Origin of the sequence: Methanohalophilus euhalobius (genome assembly GCF_900215215.1) — an archaeon.
Taxonomy (GTDB): domain Archaea; phylum Halobacteriota; class Methanosarcinia; order Methanosarcinales; family Methanosarcinaceae; genus Methanohalophilus; species Methanohalophilus euhalobius.
Map to the genome: position 1 here is coordinate 150,016 of NZ_OBDR01000001.1, position 16,933 is coordinate 166,948.

At 40.0% G+C, this 16,933-nt stretch carries 12 protein-coding genes; 4 read left to right on the plus strand and 8 right to left on the minus strand.

Going from position 1 to position 16,933, the window contains the following annotated elements:
* Nucleotides 1–117 precede the first annotated feature (117 nt).
* The 8 genes from mtaB (CP947_RS00810) to mtaA all read right to left on the minus strand — a co-directional run bounded on the left by mtaB (CP947_RS00810) (nucleotide 118) and on the right by mtaA (nucleotide 12,159).
* Nucleotides 118–1,500: a methanol--corrinoid protein co-methyltransferase MtaB gene (gene mtaB / locus CP947_RS00810; protein WP_096711369.1), complete on the minus strand. Its 1,383-nt coding sequence runs from the start codon at nucleotides 1,498–1,500 to the stop codon at nucleotides 118–120.
* A gap of 13 nt (nucleotides 1,501–1,513) precedes the next feature.
* Nucleotides 1,514–2,284 carry a methanol--corrinoid protein MtaC gene (mtaC, locus tag CP947_RS00815; RefSeq protein WP_096711370.1) on the minus strand — a complete coding sequence of 257 codons (771 nt, stop codon included), beginning with the start codon at nucleotides 2,282–2,284 and terminating at the stop codon, nucleotides 1,514–1,516.
* Nucleotides 2,285–2,780: 496 nt separating this feature from the next.
* A complete protein-coding gene (gene mtaB, locus CP947_RS00820) occupies nucleotides 2,781–4,166 on the minus strand; it encodes a methanol--corrinoid protein co-methyltransferase MtaB (RefSeq protein WP_096711371.1) in 1,386 nt (461 codons plus the stop codon).
* Nucleotides 4,167–4,179: 13 nt separating this feature from the next.
* On the minus strand, nucleotides 4,180–4,944 hold the full coding sequence (mtaC, locus tag CP947_RS00825) for a methanol--corrinoid protein MtaC (protein WP_096711372.1): 765 nt from the start codon (nucleotides 4,942–4,944) through the stop codon (nucleotides 4,180–4,182).
* 68 nt (nucleotides 4,945–5,012) lie between these two features.
* Nucleotides 5,013–8,144 (minus strand): PAS domain S-box protein, encoded by a 3,132-nt coding sequence (locus CP947_RS00830; RefSeq protein WP_096711373.1) that lies wholly within the window; start codon nucleotides 8,142–8,144, stop codon nucleotides 5,013–5,015.
* Between the two features lie 195 nt (nucleotides 8,145–8,339).
* The gene (locus tag CP947_RS00835; RefSeq protein WP_096711374.1) at nucleotides 8,340–9,431 is read right to left on the minus strand and encodes a GTP-binding protein; all 1,092 of its coding nucleotides are present in this window, start codon (nucleotides 9,429–9,431) and stop codon (nucleotides 8,340–8,342) included.
* A gap of 19 nt (nucleotides 9,432–9,450) precedes the next feature.
* Entirely contained in the window at nucleotides 9,451–11,088 is a 1,638-nt protein-coding gene (locus CP947_RS00840; RefSeq protein ID WP_096711375.1) for a methylamine methyltransferase corrinoid protein reductive activase, read from the minus strand.
* Nucleotides 11,089–11,139: 51 nt separating this feature from the next.
* The gene (gene mtaA, locus CP947_RS00845) at nucleotides 11,140–12,159 is read right to left on the minus strand and encodes a methylcobamide:CoM methyltransferase MtaA (RefSeq protein ID WP_096711376.1); all 1,020 of its coding nucleotides are present in this window, start codon (nucleotides 12,157–12,159) and stop codon (nucleotides 11,140–11,142) included.
* 494 nt (nucleotides 12,160–12,653) lie between these two features.
* Between mtaA and CP947_RS00850 the strand changes: the two genes are divergently transcribed.
* From CP947_RS00850 to CP947_RS00865, 4 genes are all read left to right on the plus strand, one after another.
* Nucleotides 12,654–14,093, plus strand: a complete 1,440-nt coding sequence (locus CP947_RS00850; RefSeq protein ID WP_096711377.1) for a sulfatase-like hydrolase/transferase — start codon at nucleotides 12,654–12,656, stop codon at nucleotides 14,091–14,093.
* Nucleotides 14,094–14,177: 84 nt separating this feature from the next.
* Entirely contained in the window at nucleotides 14,178–15,014 is an 837-nt protein-coding gene (gene pheA, locus CP947_RS00855) for a prephenate dehydratase (protein WP_096711378.1), read from the plus strand.
* Between the two features lie 6 nt (nucleotides 15,015–15,020).
* Nucleotides 15,021–15,917, plus strand: coding sequence for a DUF7502 family protein (locus CP947_RS00860; RefSeq protein WP_096711379.1), 897 nt, complete (start codon nucleotides 15,021–15,023; stop codon nucleotides 15,915–15,917).
* Between the two features lie 18 nt (nucleotides 15,918–15,935).
* On the plus strand, nucleotides 15,936–16,904 hold the full coding sequence (locus CP947_RS00865) for an AAA family ATPase (RefSeq protein WP_096711380.1): 969 nt from the start codon (nucleotides 15,936–15,938) through the stop codon (nucleotides 16,902–16,904).
* Nucleotides 16,905–16,933: the final 29 nt, after the last annotated feature.

A 16,933-nucleotide genomic window follows, 5' to 3' on the forward strand; every position in this document is an offset into this window, starting at 1 on the left:
AAGTATTGCATTGCTTTTATATCTCCTCCTTGTAGTTAGTTACTATAGAAGATTACAAGGTGATTGGGACTGTGGACCCTTAAAGAGTCCACAGCTAAACTCTGTATGTTTGCCCGCTCAGAGACCGTAGTTCTCCGGCCTGAATACCTTGACTTCCTTTTTGTATTGTTCAAGGGAGTCGCTGAGGAACTTATCTGAATCATCAGTAAGTCCGGCCAGAGCCTTGCTTGCATCGGCAAGTGCATTCTTTTCGAATCTGGTCATCTGTAGTTTGGGATCTGCATTTTCAAGCAGGTTCACACACTCTACAGCAGCATTCTTTGCACGCAGATAGATATCATCTGAATCCTTGACAATTGCTTCACCAATCTTGTAGGCATTGTCATAGGCCAGGATGTATCCCTGTGGATCCCTGTACTTGTCGGAGAGAACCATCATGTCCCTGAGGTTCTTGGATTGACCTGTCTGGAGGGAGACATTCATCAGTGCACAGTCATATGCAAGGGATTCACTCCAGCACTGTACAGTTGTACCACCGAATTCACCGTGATATTCCACGGATTCATTGGACCAGAGGTCACAGCACTGCATTACAAGGTTACCCATTACATCGGAGTGAGCACAGGTAGACGTTTTACCTTCCTGGGCAATCGGCACACCTGCAATGGATTTTACAATGGTGTTCTCGTAACCACAGTCTTTACCCGGACCAACTGCACCTGCTTCATAGGCGGCAAGGGAACGTGGTGCGGATATGGCCCTGGCAATTATTGCAAGGGTATGGGCCAGGTTTTTGTCAAGAAGTCCACCTGCAATGAACATTGCAGTGTTTGCCTGTGCACAGTCAGTATCACCAGCTGCGACGACATTGTTCTTCTTGGCAATTCCCGCAATGTCCTGCCAGATGTATTCCATGTCCATAGTACCCAGGCAACCAATTGCAAAAAGCATACCCGGTACATCATTTCTTAGAATTGCACGGTCAAAGACTTCTTTACCACCCATAGTTTCGATGGATAAGAGATCTGCACCGTTTGATGCAACTTCTTCGAAGGATTCCATAAGGGTGTTGTATTTTTCTCCCCTCAACTGCATATAATCACGGTCTTCACGAATGTCACCAGGAGTGTGTCTCAGAGCGCATTTGATGCCGTATTCATCATGGTAATCTTCCATAATGGCTTTCTGTGCATTTGCGACCTCTCCACCCCAGGTTGGGTTATTGGTCATCTGCTGAACGTGCTCTGTTTCCAGTACAACTGCCGGGAAACCTACCTGGACCATCCTTTCCATTATGTCACGGGTAATACGCTCATATTCCTTTACAAGTTTCTCTTTGGTCTCACCGGCTTCTGGCCTTGGTGCATAGTTTACTTCAGGTGTGGTGTAACCGGCACCAATCTCTAAGTCCAGCCCTGCTTTTACAGGATTGGGGGACTTTCCAAAAATCATATCGTCTGCGCTGGCATATGCCATCTTGGTGTATCTGTTTACTGTCATTTTGCTCACCTCTTCAGTGTTGATGGAATTGTTCCTTGAGTTTGCCAAGATCTGCGCCTGCAAGAATTGCCTCTGCCATCTTTGGTGCATCGGCAGCCTCTTCTCCGTATACTCCTAGTTCATAGGTTGATACGAAGTCCTGGTTTACAGCACCGCCACCACACTGGTATGGAATTTTTATGCCTGCTTCAAGAAGCCTGTCATTGACAGCCTTGAATGCATACATTGTTGTGGTCATCAAAGCGGTTCCTGTCACCATCATTGGCTTTTCTTTCTTCACAGCTTCAATTACCTCATCTACCGGTACATCACGTCCAAGATCCACTACATCGAAACCATTTGCTCTCAGGAGGGCTGAGACAATGGATTTACCGATATCATGCACGTCACCTTCTGCAACATGGCATACGATCTTACCTTTGGATACAGGTGCTTCCTTGGCTTGGGATTTACAAAAATCAATACCATCAAGCATTGCATCTGCAGACATCATTACGTTTGGCAGGAAAATTATTCCTTCATCGTAGAGTTTTGTTACCACTCCCATTCCTACCATCAGGGCATCATCTATTAAGGCAATTGGATCCTTACCGGCATCAATTGCTTTCTGGAGGCCCTCTACTGTGTCATCTTCTTCTCCCTCATAGATTGCTTCTGCAATAGGGCGAATCAGATCGTCTTTTGGATAAAGTTCTGCTGCCGCGTCATCCGGCGTCATTGCTTTTTCCATTTTGACGTTATATCTTTCCAGAATTTCACTGGGATCTACGTCCAAACTGGTCATTCTACACTTCCTTCCATATTTGTTTCAAATATATTCAGGGTCAATGCCTGATGGCGATTGGCCCTACTCCAATCTTTTGTGAGGTTTAATCAAACCTCATCTTAAAGTGAGATTCTATACTATATAAACATTTCTATTGTTCAATGGTTGTATATAAATGTTGTCCATTATTTTTAATTCAAATTAACTATTTTCTATAGTAAGAAATACATTGCTTGATTGCTTTTTTTTGAGTATATTTGCACAAATTCAAAAAATAGGGATTATTAGTTATACTAATAATTATATACTATAATGAAATGAACTGGCTGAATAGATAATATAAATAGATACCTACAATCGAATAAACATAAAATATAATTGGAAGTATACATGATTTGCTGCATAGCGTTTTTAATATGAAATTAAAAACAATTAAATTATTAGGTGGTAGATAGAAATAACTATATATAGGAAAAATCTGGAAACACCAAACTAGTAGTTAAAATTATAGAAATTAAAGGCCATAATTTGATGGATCAAAAGTATCCACTTCAGATGAATAGATATCCAGACAATTACAAATAAAAGATTCCATATTTTCGTCTAATGATTTCAGGTCATTCCGGGCCTTTTTTATTGTAGCTTTTTCAAACTTGGATAACTCCAGAAATCCTTCGGAACCACTTTCGATTAGTTCACAAGCTTTCATGCCTGCCTCTTTTGCCCTCAGGTACATGTCATCCGGATGGGCAGTTATTACTTCTCCAATACGGTAGGCATTATCATAAGATAGTATAAATGCCTGTGGATCCCTGTATCTGTCCGAAACCATTAGCACATCACGCAAGGTTTTGCCAACTCCGGCTTCCAGTGCGGTATTCATCATGCTGCAATCGTAAGAAAGAGTTTCTCCCCAACATTGCACAGTGGTTCCTCCAAAATCTCCCCGGTATTCCACGGATTCATTTGACCAAAGATCGCAACACTGCATGGCCATGTTGCCCATCAAATCAGAGTGGGCGCATGTAGAACCTTTGCCTTCCTGGGAAATGGGGTAACCGGTAATTGCCTTAATAATATTATTCTCATATCCACAATCCTTACCCGGACCAACTGCCCCTGCTTCATATGCAGCAAGGGATCTTGATGCAGAAATTGCCCTTACAACAGATGCCACGCTATGGGATAATTTGAAGTCAAGCAGACCACCTGCAACAAACATTGCAGTGTTTGCCTGTGCACAGGCCGTATCGCCTGCAGGTACTACTTTATTTTTTTTTGCAATACTGCAGATATCCTTCCATATATATTCAACATCAAGAGCGCCAAGTATACCAACTGAAAAGACAACTCCCCGCATGTCATTCCTCAGGATTGAATGATCAAATACTTCTTTACCCCCCAGGGATTCAATCGACAACATATCCGCTCCTGAAGAAGCGATTTGCTCAAACGATTCAAGTATCCGGGAATAAGCATCCCCCCGCAGATCAATTCTTTCCCTGTCTCCCCGGACATCACCAACTGTATGCCTGAGGGCACATTTGATGCCATATTCATCATGATACTCTTCCATGATTGCTTTTTGGGCAGTTGCAATATCAGCCCCCCATTCAGGGTTGTGTGTCATCTGTTGCACATGTTCGGTTTCAAGTACAATTGAAGGGAAACCAACCTGAACCATCCTTTCCATTATGTCACGGGTAATACGCTCATATTCGTTCACAAGCGTTGCCTTATTTTCAGCCGCATCCGGACGGGGGGCATAATTGATTTCAGCAGTGGTATACCCAGCACCAATTTCCAGATTAAGACCGGTTTTCACAGGATATTTTGAGTGGCCAAAAAGAAGGTCTTCAAAATTATCATATTCCATGGAAGAATAACGTTTAACAGACATAATACGGATCTCCTTAGTGTTTATGGAAAGTATCCCTTAGTTTCCTTATATCCAACCCTTGCAGGATGGAATCTGCAATTTTTGGTACGTCTGCAGCTTCCTCACAATATACTCCCAGATCATAATCAGAAACAAAGTCCTGGGTAACAGCACCCCCGCCACAGACCACAGGTACATTTATGTCACTTGCAAGCAATCGCGAATTCACGTCTTTGAAAGCATGCATTGTCGTGGTCATCAGCGCGGTTCCTGAGAGCATGATAGGTTTTTCTCTTTTGACTGCGGCCACAACCTCTTCAACAGGGACATCTTTTCCAAGATCAATAACCTCATAACCATTGGCACGTAAAAGAACAGTTACAATCTTTTTCCCGATGTCATGAATGTCACCCTCTACAACATAAGAAATGATCTTGCCTTTTGATTCATGAACCTGTTTGGATTGCTCCTTGCAGTATTCTATACCTTCGATCATTGCCTGGGCAGAGATAATAACATCCGGCAGGTACAGCAAGCCGTAATCATAGAGAGTAGACACCACTTCCATTCCTGCCATTAGGGCATCATTTATAAGTGAAAGGGGGTCTACTCCTGAATCAATTGTATTTTGTAAAGCAGCGACAACTTCATCCTCATCGCCTTCAAAAACAGCTTTGGCTATCTGACGAATATAGGGATCTGTGGGGAACAGCTGTTCTGCCACCTCTTCTGGAGTCATATCACTTTCAACCAATATGTTGTAGCGTATCAAGATGTTTTTAGGATTTATATCTATCATCTTTTCCCCACTGTAAATGCATTAATGATTTTCTATGACTCTGTAGTAATAATTTATGAATTTATCTGTTATTCAACAATTCTATTGACAACTACGACTACATCACTACCGTTCCATTCCCCCTTTTGCATTGTAGTATCAACATTTATTAGATTATTATTTTTGTCCATCAAAGTGAACAAGTGTTTCTGCTTGTTGCCATTGAGTGCTTCGTTGAAAGCGTTTGCAGCATCAAGTACCTGAGTATGTGAATGAATTTTTATGAAATTCATACCTGTTATTTCCTGTTTGGAATATTTCAGGGTTTTTGCGACATTGAGATTGGTGTAAAGGATGCAACCTTCCGAATCCACTACAAAAATCAGCTCAGATATTGTGTCAAAGAGCACTTGTAGATCATACTGGCTTTTCTGGATACCTGCCTCTTTTTCAATCCTGTCAAGCACAGAACCTATCTGGTTTGCCACAGTTTCAAGCGAGTTACGTATAGAAAATGGAATTTCATAATTTTTATGGGATGCCAAAAACAGTACTGCAGATAAATTATCATTGGTTATTACAGGAATAATGGCTGTTGCCAGGAGGCTATCCTTGCCTTTCTTGGATTTAGAGAAAGGATAGATCTCAGAATAGAGTTTGTATACGGGATATTGTACTGACAGGAATCTTCCTCTAAGTGAATCCTTTTCAATTGTAGAATTATCTTCAACAAATTCATCGGAAATATTGCGATGAGAGACAATATTTAAGTCTTTACTGGATTTGTCAACAATATAGAGAGCACCTGCATCCACACCTTCGATATGAAGGGCCAGCTCGAGTAGCTGATCAAACATTTCTTGCAGATCACCGGTGGGTGTCAGGAAATTCCCAATATCCATATCTATATCCAAAAAGCGATTTACTCTTTTTCTTTCAGTGATATCAAGGATTATACCTTGGTAATGGCTTATTTTATTATTTTCATATTGTATGGAACCTCGTTCTTCAACCCAGCGCACGTCTCCCTTTTTTGTGATTATGCGGTATTCCAGATTGTAATCCGACATTCCTTCATCTGAATATTTTGCAAGTTTCTGATGGACATAATCGAGGTCAGAGGGATGTATTATATCTCCATATTGTAATTTTCCGGACGTAAATTCATCGGTCCTGTAACCAAAATTCTCAATGTTTTCAGATACAAATTCCACCGGCCAATCTTCCTCCGGGGCCCAAAAGAAAACTATTGCAGGACTGGTACGAATTACAGATTGAAGTACTTTCAGGACTTCAAATGTTTCAAGAAGTTTATTTTCTTTTTCTTTTTGTTGTGTAATGTCACTTATAAATGCCATTACTGCGGGTTTGCCTTCATGGTCGATTACAGATGTGCTTATGATTACAGGTATTTTCTTGCCTTTTTTTGTAACAAGTTCAATTTCATCCCTGGAATGAGACATCTCCTTTTGCTGCATATACTGCTGGATTTTTTTTGTCATCATACGACGATATTCTTCAGCAACATAATTCCTAAAATCCGTGTTAAGTATTGAATCACAATCTTTGCCCACAAATTCACAAAACTTCGAATTTGCAAATTTAAGTTTACCATCCTGAACTACTACTATTGCATCATTGCCGTTTTCTACAATGGAAGAATATTTGGTTTCAGAGTCACGTAATGATTTCTCGGCCATTTTCTGTTTGATTGTAGTCCATATATCCTGTACAAAAAGTTCTAATTGATTTATTTCCATTTCCTTGAAGGCTATATTCCTGCTAAAACCTGCAACAATTACAAGCTGTTCATTTTCAAAAAGAGGTATTTCAATGGTTTTTCCCGCATCCATAACATTGGACTTTCGATCTTTGAAATCAAGATTTTCAAATCTTCCAGATACAAATGATTCCAGATTTTCTGTATCAGGAGTATACAGTATTTTTTCAGGGTTGCTATCCTTTCCCATCCTGCAAAGGTAGCCGCAATCGCTGTCTGTAAGTTCAACTGTAAGTTCAAGGGCAAAACGAGCTATTTCATCGAAAGAAAAAACTTCCAGCCGATTTAATTTTACAAGGGCCTCAAGTCGGGATTTGTTCATTAGAAGAGTGGCTTCAGCACTTTTTTGCAGGGAAATGTCTTCAAAGATACCTATTCCACCCTGTAAAACTCCATCCAGAAGCAAGGAATTGCATGTAATTTTTATAGATTTGGATGAATATTGAGTGTTAACCTCGTATTCTCCCCTGTAAGAAAGAGCGTTTCCGGAAAGCACCTTTTTTATCTGGCCAGACACATCCTTATCGGGAATATAATCAAGAATTTCAGGTTCTTTCTTTTCATCAATAATAGTCTTAAATATAGAATTGAAGGCTTCATTAGAGTTGCTTATTCTGCCTTTCCTGTCAAAATAAACAATCCCAATAGGTGTCTTTTCAAATATTGACCTGTATTTCTTTTCAGCCTCTTTGAGATGTTCTTCTGCTTCCTTTTTAGCCGAAATATCCCGAAATACGACCATTAATGCAGGCCGATTGCCATACTCAACGAGTGAGGATGAAAGTTCGAAAGGAGTGACTTTACCTGATGTTGACAGTAATTCGACCTCATATGTCATTTCCCTGTATGTTTTTTTTTCAATATCTTTGGTATATTTTTTGTACAACATTCGCCGATATTGAATCGGAAAATAATCCAAAAAATGTGTGCCTTTTATTTCATCCCACTTTTTACCAACAATTTTTCCGAATTTGCGGTTTGCAAACTGGATTTTCTCATCTTGAATTATGATTATTCCTTCAGAAATACCCGATGCGAAAATGGAGAGCAAGTTTTTATATTTTTCAGATTCGTTTTCAGAAAAGGGATGTTTTTCTAGTGTGAGCATAAATGCAGGTGTATCAGACGAATCAGGATTCAAGTAATGAGCTGTGAATTTGTAGGCTTCACCTGCGCTATCTTCAATGGAATGAATCGTTGGTTTATTTTGTGAGGGGATACTTTTGAGGGACTGGACAATTTCTTTTTTGGTAAAGGGCCATATTCCAATATCAAAAACTGATTTTCCATAAGGGTTTTCTGGAATTCCTAAATAACTGCTGATTTTGGAATTTGCATATATTATATTGTATTTTCTATCAAGTAAAAGAATACCAGTGTCCAGAAAATCTAATGCGGGCTCCAGATTAATTTGCCCTTCTTTTAAAGTAGGTTTTTCCATAATGTTCCTGCTAATATATTGACAATTAATACTATATAATGCAAATTAATCTCATGTTTATAAGGGTATTGCGTAACTAATATATGTATCCTCTTTCAATGGTAACGATGCTCACACCTAAGACTCGCTTCCTTCACTCCAATCGATGATTCGTGTTCATAAGGTGTGAGCGTATCTTTTAGCAACAGTTACATCTTACACACCTTCTGAGTGGTTGTGATTGTCGTGGTTGTGCTGATGGACAGCAGTTTTCACTATTTTAATACCATGATTTGTGAAAATTTCCTTGACAAAGAAATCCACAAGTTCCATTAATTCTGAACGAGAAACATTTGAAACGGCAGAGAGAATCTTTATGGATGGCTGATGAGAAAACGATTCAACCATTTCGGTTTGAGGTGATTCACAGGCACCTGTAACACTGGAACGGATCTTTACCATACCGGTTTGGAAAATGATTTTCAAGTGGCCAACGAATTCCGGATTCATCTTTACAATTTCTTCCTTTAGCCCATTCATCAAAATTGATGCAATTGAGCGTGCTCTGGAAGTTTCAAGAAAACCATTATTTAATGTAAATTCAGATGCATAAGTGGCCATGTTAGAACACTGTATAGAATTCATCTTTCTCTCAGCATTTATTTTTCTCTCAGCATTTATTTTTCTCTCAGCAAGCCTTGGATAAACTACATCACCCAGTAAATGCTCAATAAACCCGGATAATTCACCATAATCTGCTTTTGCTGAAAAACGCAAAATTTCTGCTTCTGGATTCAATTGCTTTATTGATGACTCAACTACGGGTATGTATAGTTCTTCAATTAAATCGATCTTATTTATTGCGAGGATTTCAGCATCAATAATTTGCCTCTGGGAAAACTGTTTTGTTTCTTTCATCACCTGTTTGAACCTGCTTCCGTCGACCAGTGTGACCAGAGGAGCAAAATCCACATCATCCAGATTCATCAGCATAATTTCATCCCTGATTGTAGCAGGAAAAGCTATGCCTGTAGGCTCAATGATCAATATCTGTGGATCAAAGTCTTTTTTAATCTGTGATACTGTATATTTCAAATCTCGTTTTAGGGTACAACAAATACATCCATTTGTAAGTTCTACTGAGTCAAAACCGTAACTGGAAATAACATCGCCATCAACTCCTATTTCCCCTATTTCATTTACTATTATAGCAGCTTTTTGGCCTTTTTCTCCAAGATATTTTCCAATGCGGAGAATTGTAGTGGTTTTCCCACTTCCTAAAAATCCTCCCACCACGAGTACTTTCATCCGTTAAACCTTCTCTAGATTATTGTTCCATTGATGATTCCTGCATCATAATATCCAGATTTTCCCATTTAAACAGATCATGGGGACAGGCATGGATGCATTTCTGGCAATGAGCACCATCGCATAAATCAGTACGTATCATTACTCTGTTGTCTTCGTCCTCCATTGTAAGGGCATCATTAGGACAGACCTTGACACACTTATGACAGGCTTCACAGCCTTCAATGATCATCGTAAGATAGGTTCCAACCTTGTCAAGAACGTGAAGACCTTCTTCCCCCAGTACAGGAATATCTTTCACTACACGCTTTTCAATAGCAGGGACCGATTTTACAGCATCTATTGTAGGTAGTTTCTTTTTCTTCAGGTATTTTTTGAGGACTTTGAAAGGCATGCCTTCTCCCCAATAGGAAAGTTCGAGAATATAGGCTTCCTTAAATGCATCATCCATAGCAAACATGACATGTGTTCCAACGATTTCCTCTGCAATTTTCTGTAATTCCCATAACCTGTCCTCTGATAGCAAAATTTCTCTGGCAACTATCAAGGATGTGTTCCCAATTTGGCTAATTTGGTCTACATCATAAGGGATCATACCAATATTGTGCGCCTTAATAGCATCCATATAGGTTCCTGCAGCACCTGACATATATGCAGTTTTTATATCCTCCATTGCTATTTTGGCAGCATTACAAAGAGTTATGTGACCTGCCCTGATAGCCCCAATCGCCCTGCCAGCTTCTACAAGATCATGTTCGTTAAACTTTATTCCATCCTGCAATTGGATGATGCTGTTTTTCAGGTTTATCTTTGGGAGTACTACAAGACCATTATTGATAGATTCATCAATTAAAGAAATTACACCTGTTCCTGTAATACCATATGCTTCTATGTCTCCCTTATCTATTACCGTACCATCATCGGGTTTTACGAGGTCACCCTGTACAGTATCCATATTATCATTAAGGACATAATTACGCAGTGCTTTATCTTCAAAGGACACGTCGGATATAGCATGAGGGCGGGCAATCGTACCATTTGAAATTTCCTGTCCTTCCAGGGCCGGTCCGGCTGCAGCTGAACCTGTATATATTACATTTCCTACTTTCAAAGCCATCTCTGCATTTGTTCCGTAATCCGTTGCAATTGAAATGTCTTCATTGTCCAGCATACCGGATTTAACAATAAGTGCAAGAGCATCAGCTCCCACTTCATGTTTGATTGCAGGAGGAATAACGACACTGCAATTATCGAGATTTTCAAGACCCGGGATAAAAATACTTTTTACAACAGCAGCTTTGCGTTCCTGTTCTTTTATGTTATATTTTGCTTTTTTTCTCTGTCCCGCATATGCAAGGTCATCAATTGGTATGCCCTGAAAAAGGGATAGCTGGATAGGATTTCCACAAATTGCGATTCTATCAGGAGATGAATGAATCCCAAGTTTTTCAAGAATATTCCGGAAAGCACCTATTACTAGTTCGTGGGCAAGATCCTGTCCATAATTCATGGCAAAATCCAAATGATCCATGACATTGGCTCCCGGAAGAGGGTTATTCATGGTAATCACGGTTTTATGGATCTCACCACTTTCAATATCTACTTTCTGAGCCCTGAAACCACTGGTTCCAAGATCAATAGCAACTCCCACTTTCATATAACCACCTCTTTTAGTTAAAAGGGATGTGATCAGGCATCCCTTATACAATCAGGAAAAGTATTCATCTCTTCCTTCAACCAGTGCCTTTACATTCTCAAGTGGGGAATTTGGAGCAATACCACAGCCAGGGGCAACTACAGATATCCCATCATCCAGGGCCTTTTTCACTTCCTCTTTTACCTTATCAGGAGTTCCGCTGAGTATTGTGAAAGGACTGGATACATTACCAACAAGTGTAGCGCGTCCTTCAACTGTCTTTTTGGCCTCCTTAACATCCTTTACCTTTTCCTCGATACTCAAGCCTTCAAATTTACAATCTGCCATCATATCAAGGATTGGTGTTACATTTCCACATACATGCAATATTTTTACACAATCAACAGCTTCTGCAAATTTTGCAAGACAGGGTTTGAGGGTATCATTGAATGTGGTTGGATTCATAAGGTCAGGAGAAGCCACCGGGTCTGCCACACATATCATATCTACTCCACTATCCAGAAGGATATTGGCATATTCGATACACGCGTCAGTGGCAAAATCAAGGATGGCGTTAAAGTCATCGGGCTTTTTGATAGACCATTTCATGAATTTCTTGACACTGGCAAGATCTGAGGCCAGGGTAACCGGTCCCTCCATTCCTGCTATAATCGGTACATCTTCACCTACACTATCCCTAACAATGCCTGCAGCTTCAACTACTGCCGGGACCCTGCCCAGTTCAGCCAGGTTATCAGGCATTTTGAGATCATCAATTCCTTTTTTGTAGGGATGTTCTGTTATTGAGGGTTGCCTGTTCTGGGTACCCATGTTTACTTCACAACCCATGGCTTCGGCAAGAACCGTCAGGCAAAATGGATATCTTACAGCTTCCAACCCGGCTTCAGTATGGGATGCCAATGCCAGCTTTGCCATTTTGGAAGCATCTGAATGAGCCTCGGGCCAGGATGCACCGGTCATTTCCATGAGTTCTACTGTTGCGGTCTGTGTAACAGAGGCAACCGGGGCTTTGTCTACAGACTCGCCCTTTAAAGCATTCGTTAATCTGGTTTTTTGGGTCATTTCTGACATACTTTCAACACTCCAATCTATGAGTAGGTGCCTTATCTAAGGCACCTTATGATCAATTAATTTTGCAATTTTATTATATATAAAGGTTTTTATCTCTTATATGTTACATATATAGGTTTTGCAAATATCAATTCATAGATGAAGAATTTATATTATCAATAAACATGTTTTTTGCTACTTATTTTTCAATACTATTGTCTGTATATTAGGTACTAATAGATAAAATGTAGTAAAAATACTTATATATTATAGTTAAAATCAACGTCTTATAAACTAATATATAAAAATAATTGTAATTACAAATCGACATCATGTAATTGATAAATATAAAATGCTTATTGGTACCGATTATTTATCAAACGAAATATTAAAGTTCAATCTCTTTCAAAGAAGAGGAATATCTTTATATATCAGTAAACTCGAAAGCAACAATCAACATAAAAATAAAACATCATAGCATAAAATACTAATATGAAACAATATTTTTGTTCTTGATGATATATTCCAGAAGGCAAATCTGGCAGGTTGGGAAAATACTTCTCCTCCTATTATTTTTATGCATAACAATAAATCCGGCCGGATGTGCAACATTTATTGAAGCAGGAGATACAAATAATCCTGATGGTGTAGTGGTACTGATAGTTGATGGTCTTGGCAACGGATACATAAATCCTGAGTTGGATGTAAAAGCAATCGATGGTTCCATTCTCAAAAAACCCGTTTTGTCAAATCTTCCAAAAATATATAATCAGGCTGCGATTTTCGATTCTGTTTATGTCCCTAAACTGAAAGGTAATAGCGGACACAATGTTATCATGACAGGTAACAGGGATGCAGATGACACAATGGTAGGTTATGATAATGCCAGTATTTATGACGTTGTAAAGAAACATGGATACCTGACAGTTGGGGTACTGGAGAGAGGGGACTCCGAAGAAGTAGTTGCAGAAAATGACCTTGTTCTCCATGACACAACCAATTCCATAAATGAACCTGTAATGCAGATTTCGACATCCGAAAATAAGGATATAGATCATCCCCTTCCACTTCTTACAACAGAGTTTGAGACACACGCGTCCCGGGCACTATCCAGGGTGGAAAATACGCCTTCCGGCACAATCCAGAGATATTATACCTACAATAAATTAGCCCTGGATGCTGCAATGGATTCTATCAATATCCTTGAAAAGGAAGGCAGGGATAGAAAATACTTCATAACCGTCAATATTGCCGCACTTGACACAGCAGGACTCTACAGGGGCTATGAAGGTTATAGCCAGTGTATTGAAAACCTTGATTCCCTGATCGTGCCCCTTTATGAAACATGTCAGGAAAACAATCTGGCACTGGTTATCACGTCTGACCATGGTATGGCATTTCCTGATGCTGAATCAAGAGGTGGGGCAAAATCAGAGAAATATGCCTCTGCAAATGAGGTTCGCAATGTGCCATTGATAATTTTGTCCCCCAACATTAAACAACAACGAATTCAGGAAACGATTGGCCAGGAAGATGTAGCACCAATTCTGTTGAGTACGCTTGGCATTGCGGATAGGCCTGCTTTTTGCGAGGGAAAGGAAAAAAACCTGAAAGAATATGCAGTGCTAAAAGTCGTGTCACCGGGAATTACCAGCATGAAACTTAGCAGTAGTGGTAAAGAAGTTTGTTCTGGAAGCAATGATTCCATGTACTACATAACCGGTCTGGAGAAAAATAAACAATACACCCTGGAAACAGTAATTGATAGCAGTGGTGAGACGTACAAGGATACACTATCTATCGAGAACGATAGGGTAATTGAAATAAAGGAAAAAGATGAAAATCAGGACTCTACTACTTCTCCGGAAAACAACATGCACCTTGTGGGAGGGATTTTGATAGGAGTTATTAATCTCACAGGTCTGACAATGATTTTCAGGATAATGCGCAATTGATGGGTTTTTAAGGGATTTGGAGACATCTATCTATATGCTAGTTTATCACAAATTATTTTAAATATCAGTACTCTATAAAAGTCAATGAAAATCGGCATTTTGGGGCCTGAAAGTTCATATTCCGAAAAAGCTGCAAATATATGGAAAGCACATCTTGGAACTAATCCGGATATTTCATATCTGAAGGATATTTCAGAAGTATTTGAGACCCTTCAGGATAATTCCATAGACTATGGTGTTGTCCCAATAGAAAATTCTATAGAGGGATCTGTCGGTGTTACTCTTGACCTGCTGCTGGAGCATGAATTTTCAATCATTGGGGAAGTTGTGGTTCATATCCATCACTGCCTGCTTTCAAAGGGGAAGAAAGAGGATATAAGAATAATTCTGTCCCATCCTCAGGCACTGGCACAATGTCGCCATTTCATCCGGAAGAATTATACGGATGTGGAAATCAGGACTACAGGTAGTACTTCACATGCTGCCAAACTTGCAACGGAGTTTTCGGAAATGGCTGCCATTGCTTCCAGAAAAGCGTCTGAAAGTTTCGGGCTTGACATTCTTGCAGAAGATATACAGGATTGGAAACCTGATCTCACCCGGTTTGTAGTAATTGCCAGAAAGCAAGACAAGCGAATTCAAACCTGTACACATGACTGTAAAACTTCAATTATTGTCTATCTTGACAGGGACCACCCGGGTGCTCTCTATGAGATGCTGGGGGAACTTGCTACAAGAGGGATCAACCTGACAAGGATTGAATCACGCCCTTCCAAAATGTCCCTGGGAGATTATGTGTTCTACATCGATATGAACGGCAGTACAAAAGATCCCAATGTAAAAGAAGCACTTGATAGCTTGAATCAAAACGTTTATATGTTAAAGAATCTGGGTTCCTACCAGAGTTACATGGAAGAGTGAAATTCAATGACCGGGGCAGAGGATCTTGAACAATTCATTCATCGGCAGGAAAATGCTGTTCGCAAATACCGGCGGTTGTTTAAACTGGCAGAATTTGTCATCCTGACCCTTGCCATTTATACTATCCTGCTTTTGATAAATATGGAAAACGCATTTGGACTGGTAAGAGCACTGGAATTATATGCCGATAAAAGTTATGATGTTGCTTCATTGACAATTTCATTTTCAACTATTGCACTTCTTCTTATTTCAATTGGAATTTCCCTAATAATAACTTTGCTGCTCTATAGAAGAGAAAAAAACACTTCAGTTATCTTACTGGCAGAAGAGAAATATCCGATCCTGAAAGAAAGGCTCAGGACAGCCTACGATAACCGCAATCTGAACAATGTTATAATCAATGATTTGATTTATTCAGTACTGGAAGGTACAAAGGAAATTCATTCATCTGCTTTTCTTGACAGGAAAAAACTCAAGGTCGTATTTATCCTTTTGATTTTCACTATCTCGGCCCTGGGTATAGTTATATATTCGGATTTTCGCACAGACATAACTCCCGAAGGAATGAAAGAAGTAATCGACAACATCCCCGGGATTCCCGGTAATGATAATACCCCTGAAGATTATTTCCCTTCTGATGGAGAAGGAGATGAGGCGGGAAAGGAAAATATTACAGGTGAACCTGTGGTAGTCGTGGTGGAAGGTGAAGAAGTGGACCTGAGTATTCCACCAGGATCGGAATCCGGCTTTACACCTACCGGACAGGAAGATGAAAACCAACCGAAATTCAAACCCTCTTCTTCATACGAAGTCGGACAGATGACTGCTCCGGCTTATCGTGAAGAATTTCCGGAAGGGTATGAGCCAATCATAAAATCATATTTTGAAGAATTAACCAGATAATGTAGCAGGAGTAATTATATGGACAAAAGTTCTCAATCAGGTGAAACGGATATCTACCGTAATACCAGTGATATTTTTACCAATCTTTTCAATGAGATTTCAAAGGTAATTGTAGGACAGAAAGAAACAGTGGAACAGATTATTGTGTCTATCCTGTGTAATGGGCATACACTTGTGGAAAGTAATCCAGGTCTGGGAAAAACCCTTACAATATCCACAATTGCAAAGGTTATGGATCTGACATTCAGTAGAATCCAGTGTACTCCGGATCTGATGCCTGCAGATATTACAGGTACTCATATTATAGAGGAAAGCGGCGGGCACAAGGAATTTAAATTCGAAGCCGGACCTGTTTTTGCCAATATCGTGCTTGCGGACGAAGTAAACAGGGCATCCCCTAAAACCCAGTCAGCTCTGCTTGAAGCAATGCAGGAAAAACAGGTGACTGTTGGGAATGATACATTTATCCTGGACAAACCCTTCCTTCTTCTGGCAACCCAGAATCCCATAGAAATGGAAGGTACATTCCCTCTACCCGAAGCCCAGCTGGACAGGTTCTTGCTCAAGATCCTGCTGGATTACCCCTCTTTTGATGAGGAAAAGGAAATCGTGCGCCGTTACACCATGGTGGACATACCTGAAGTAAACCGGGTTCTCAAGAAAAGTTCGGTGCTGGAACTGCAACGCCTGACCCGGGAAGTACCGATTGCTGAGGACATAAAGGCCTATGCTATCAAAGTCGTCATGACAACACGTAATTGGAAAGAACACCTCGAATACGGTGCTTCCCCACGTGCCTCTATAGGATTGATACTTGCAGCCAAGGGCCGCGCACTTATTCACGGGCGTAATTATGTAAGCAAGGAAGATGTGGATACAATGGCTTATCCAATACTCAGGCATCGTATAATGCTGACATTCGAATCCGAGCGCAGAGGTATTACTCCGGACAAAGTTATTGATGAGATCATCAAAAGAACTGAATGAACTTTCCCAAAAATAACAAAGGGCCTCTT

Excerpts from the sequence above, each read along its gene's own strand:
- mtaC (WP_096711372.1), bottom strand. The coding sequence starts at position 4,944 with ATGATAGATATAAATCCTAAAAACATCTTGATACGCTACAACATATTG.
- mtaB (WP_096711371.1), bottom strand. The coding sequence starts at position 4,166 with ATGTCTGTTAAACGTTATTCTTCCATGGAATATGATAATTTTGAAGAC.
- CP947_RS00865 (WP_096711380.1), top strand. The coding sequence starts at position 15,936 with ATGGACAAAAGTTCTCAATCAGGTGAAACGGATATCTACCGTAATACC.
- mtaC (WP_096711370.1), bottom strand. The coding sequence starts at position 2,284 with ATGACCAGTTTGGACGTAGATCCCAGTGAAATTCTGGAAAGATATAAC.
- CP947_RS00835 (WP_096711374.1), bottom strand. The coding sequence starts at position 9,431 with ATGAAAGTACTCGTGGTGGGAGGATTTTTAGGAAGTGGGAAAACCACT.
- mtaB (WP_096711369.1), bottom strand. The coding sequence starts at position 1,500 with ATGACAGTAAACAGATACACCAAGATGGCATATGCCAGCGCAGACGAT.
- CP947_RS00860 (WP_096711379.1), top strand. The coding sequence starts at position 15,021 with ATGACCGGGGCAGAGGATCTTGAACAATTCATTCATCGGCAGGAAAAT.
- pheA (WP_096711378.1), top strand. The coding sequence starts at position 14,178 with ATGAAAATCGGCATTTTGGGGCCTGAAAGTTCATATTCCGAAAAAGCT.
- mtaA (WP_096711376.1), bottom strand. The coding sequence starts at position 12,159 with ATGTCAGAAATGACCCAAAAAACCAGATTAACGAATGCTTTAAAGGGC.
- CP947_RS00830 (WP_096711373.1), bottom strand. The coding sequence starts at position 8,144 with ATGGAAAAACCTACTTTAAAAGAAGGGCAAATTAATCTGGAGCCCGCA.
- CP947_RS00850 (WP_096711377.1), top strand. The coding sequence starts at position 12,654 with ATGATATATTCCAGAAGGCAAATCTGGCAGGTTGGGAAAATACTTCTC.
- CP947_RS00840 (WP_096711375.1), bottom strand. The coding sequence starts at position 11,088 with ATGAAAGTGGGAGTTGCTATTGATCTTGGAACCAGTGGTTTCAGGGCT.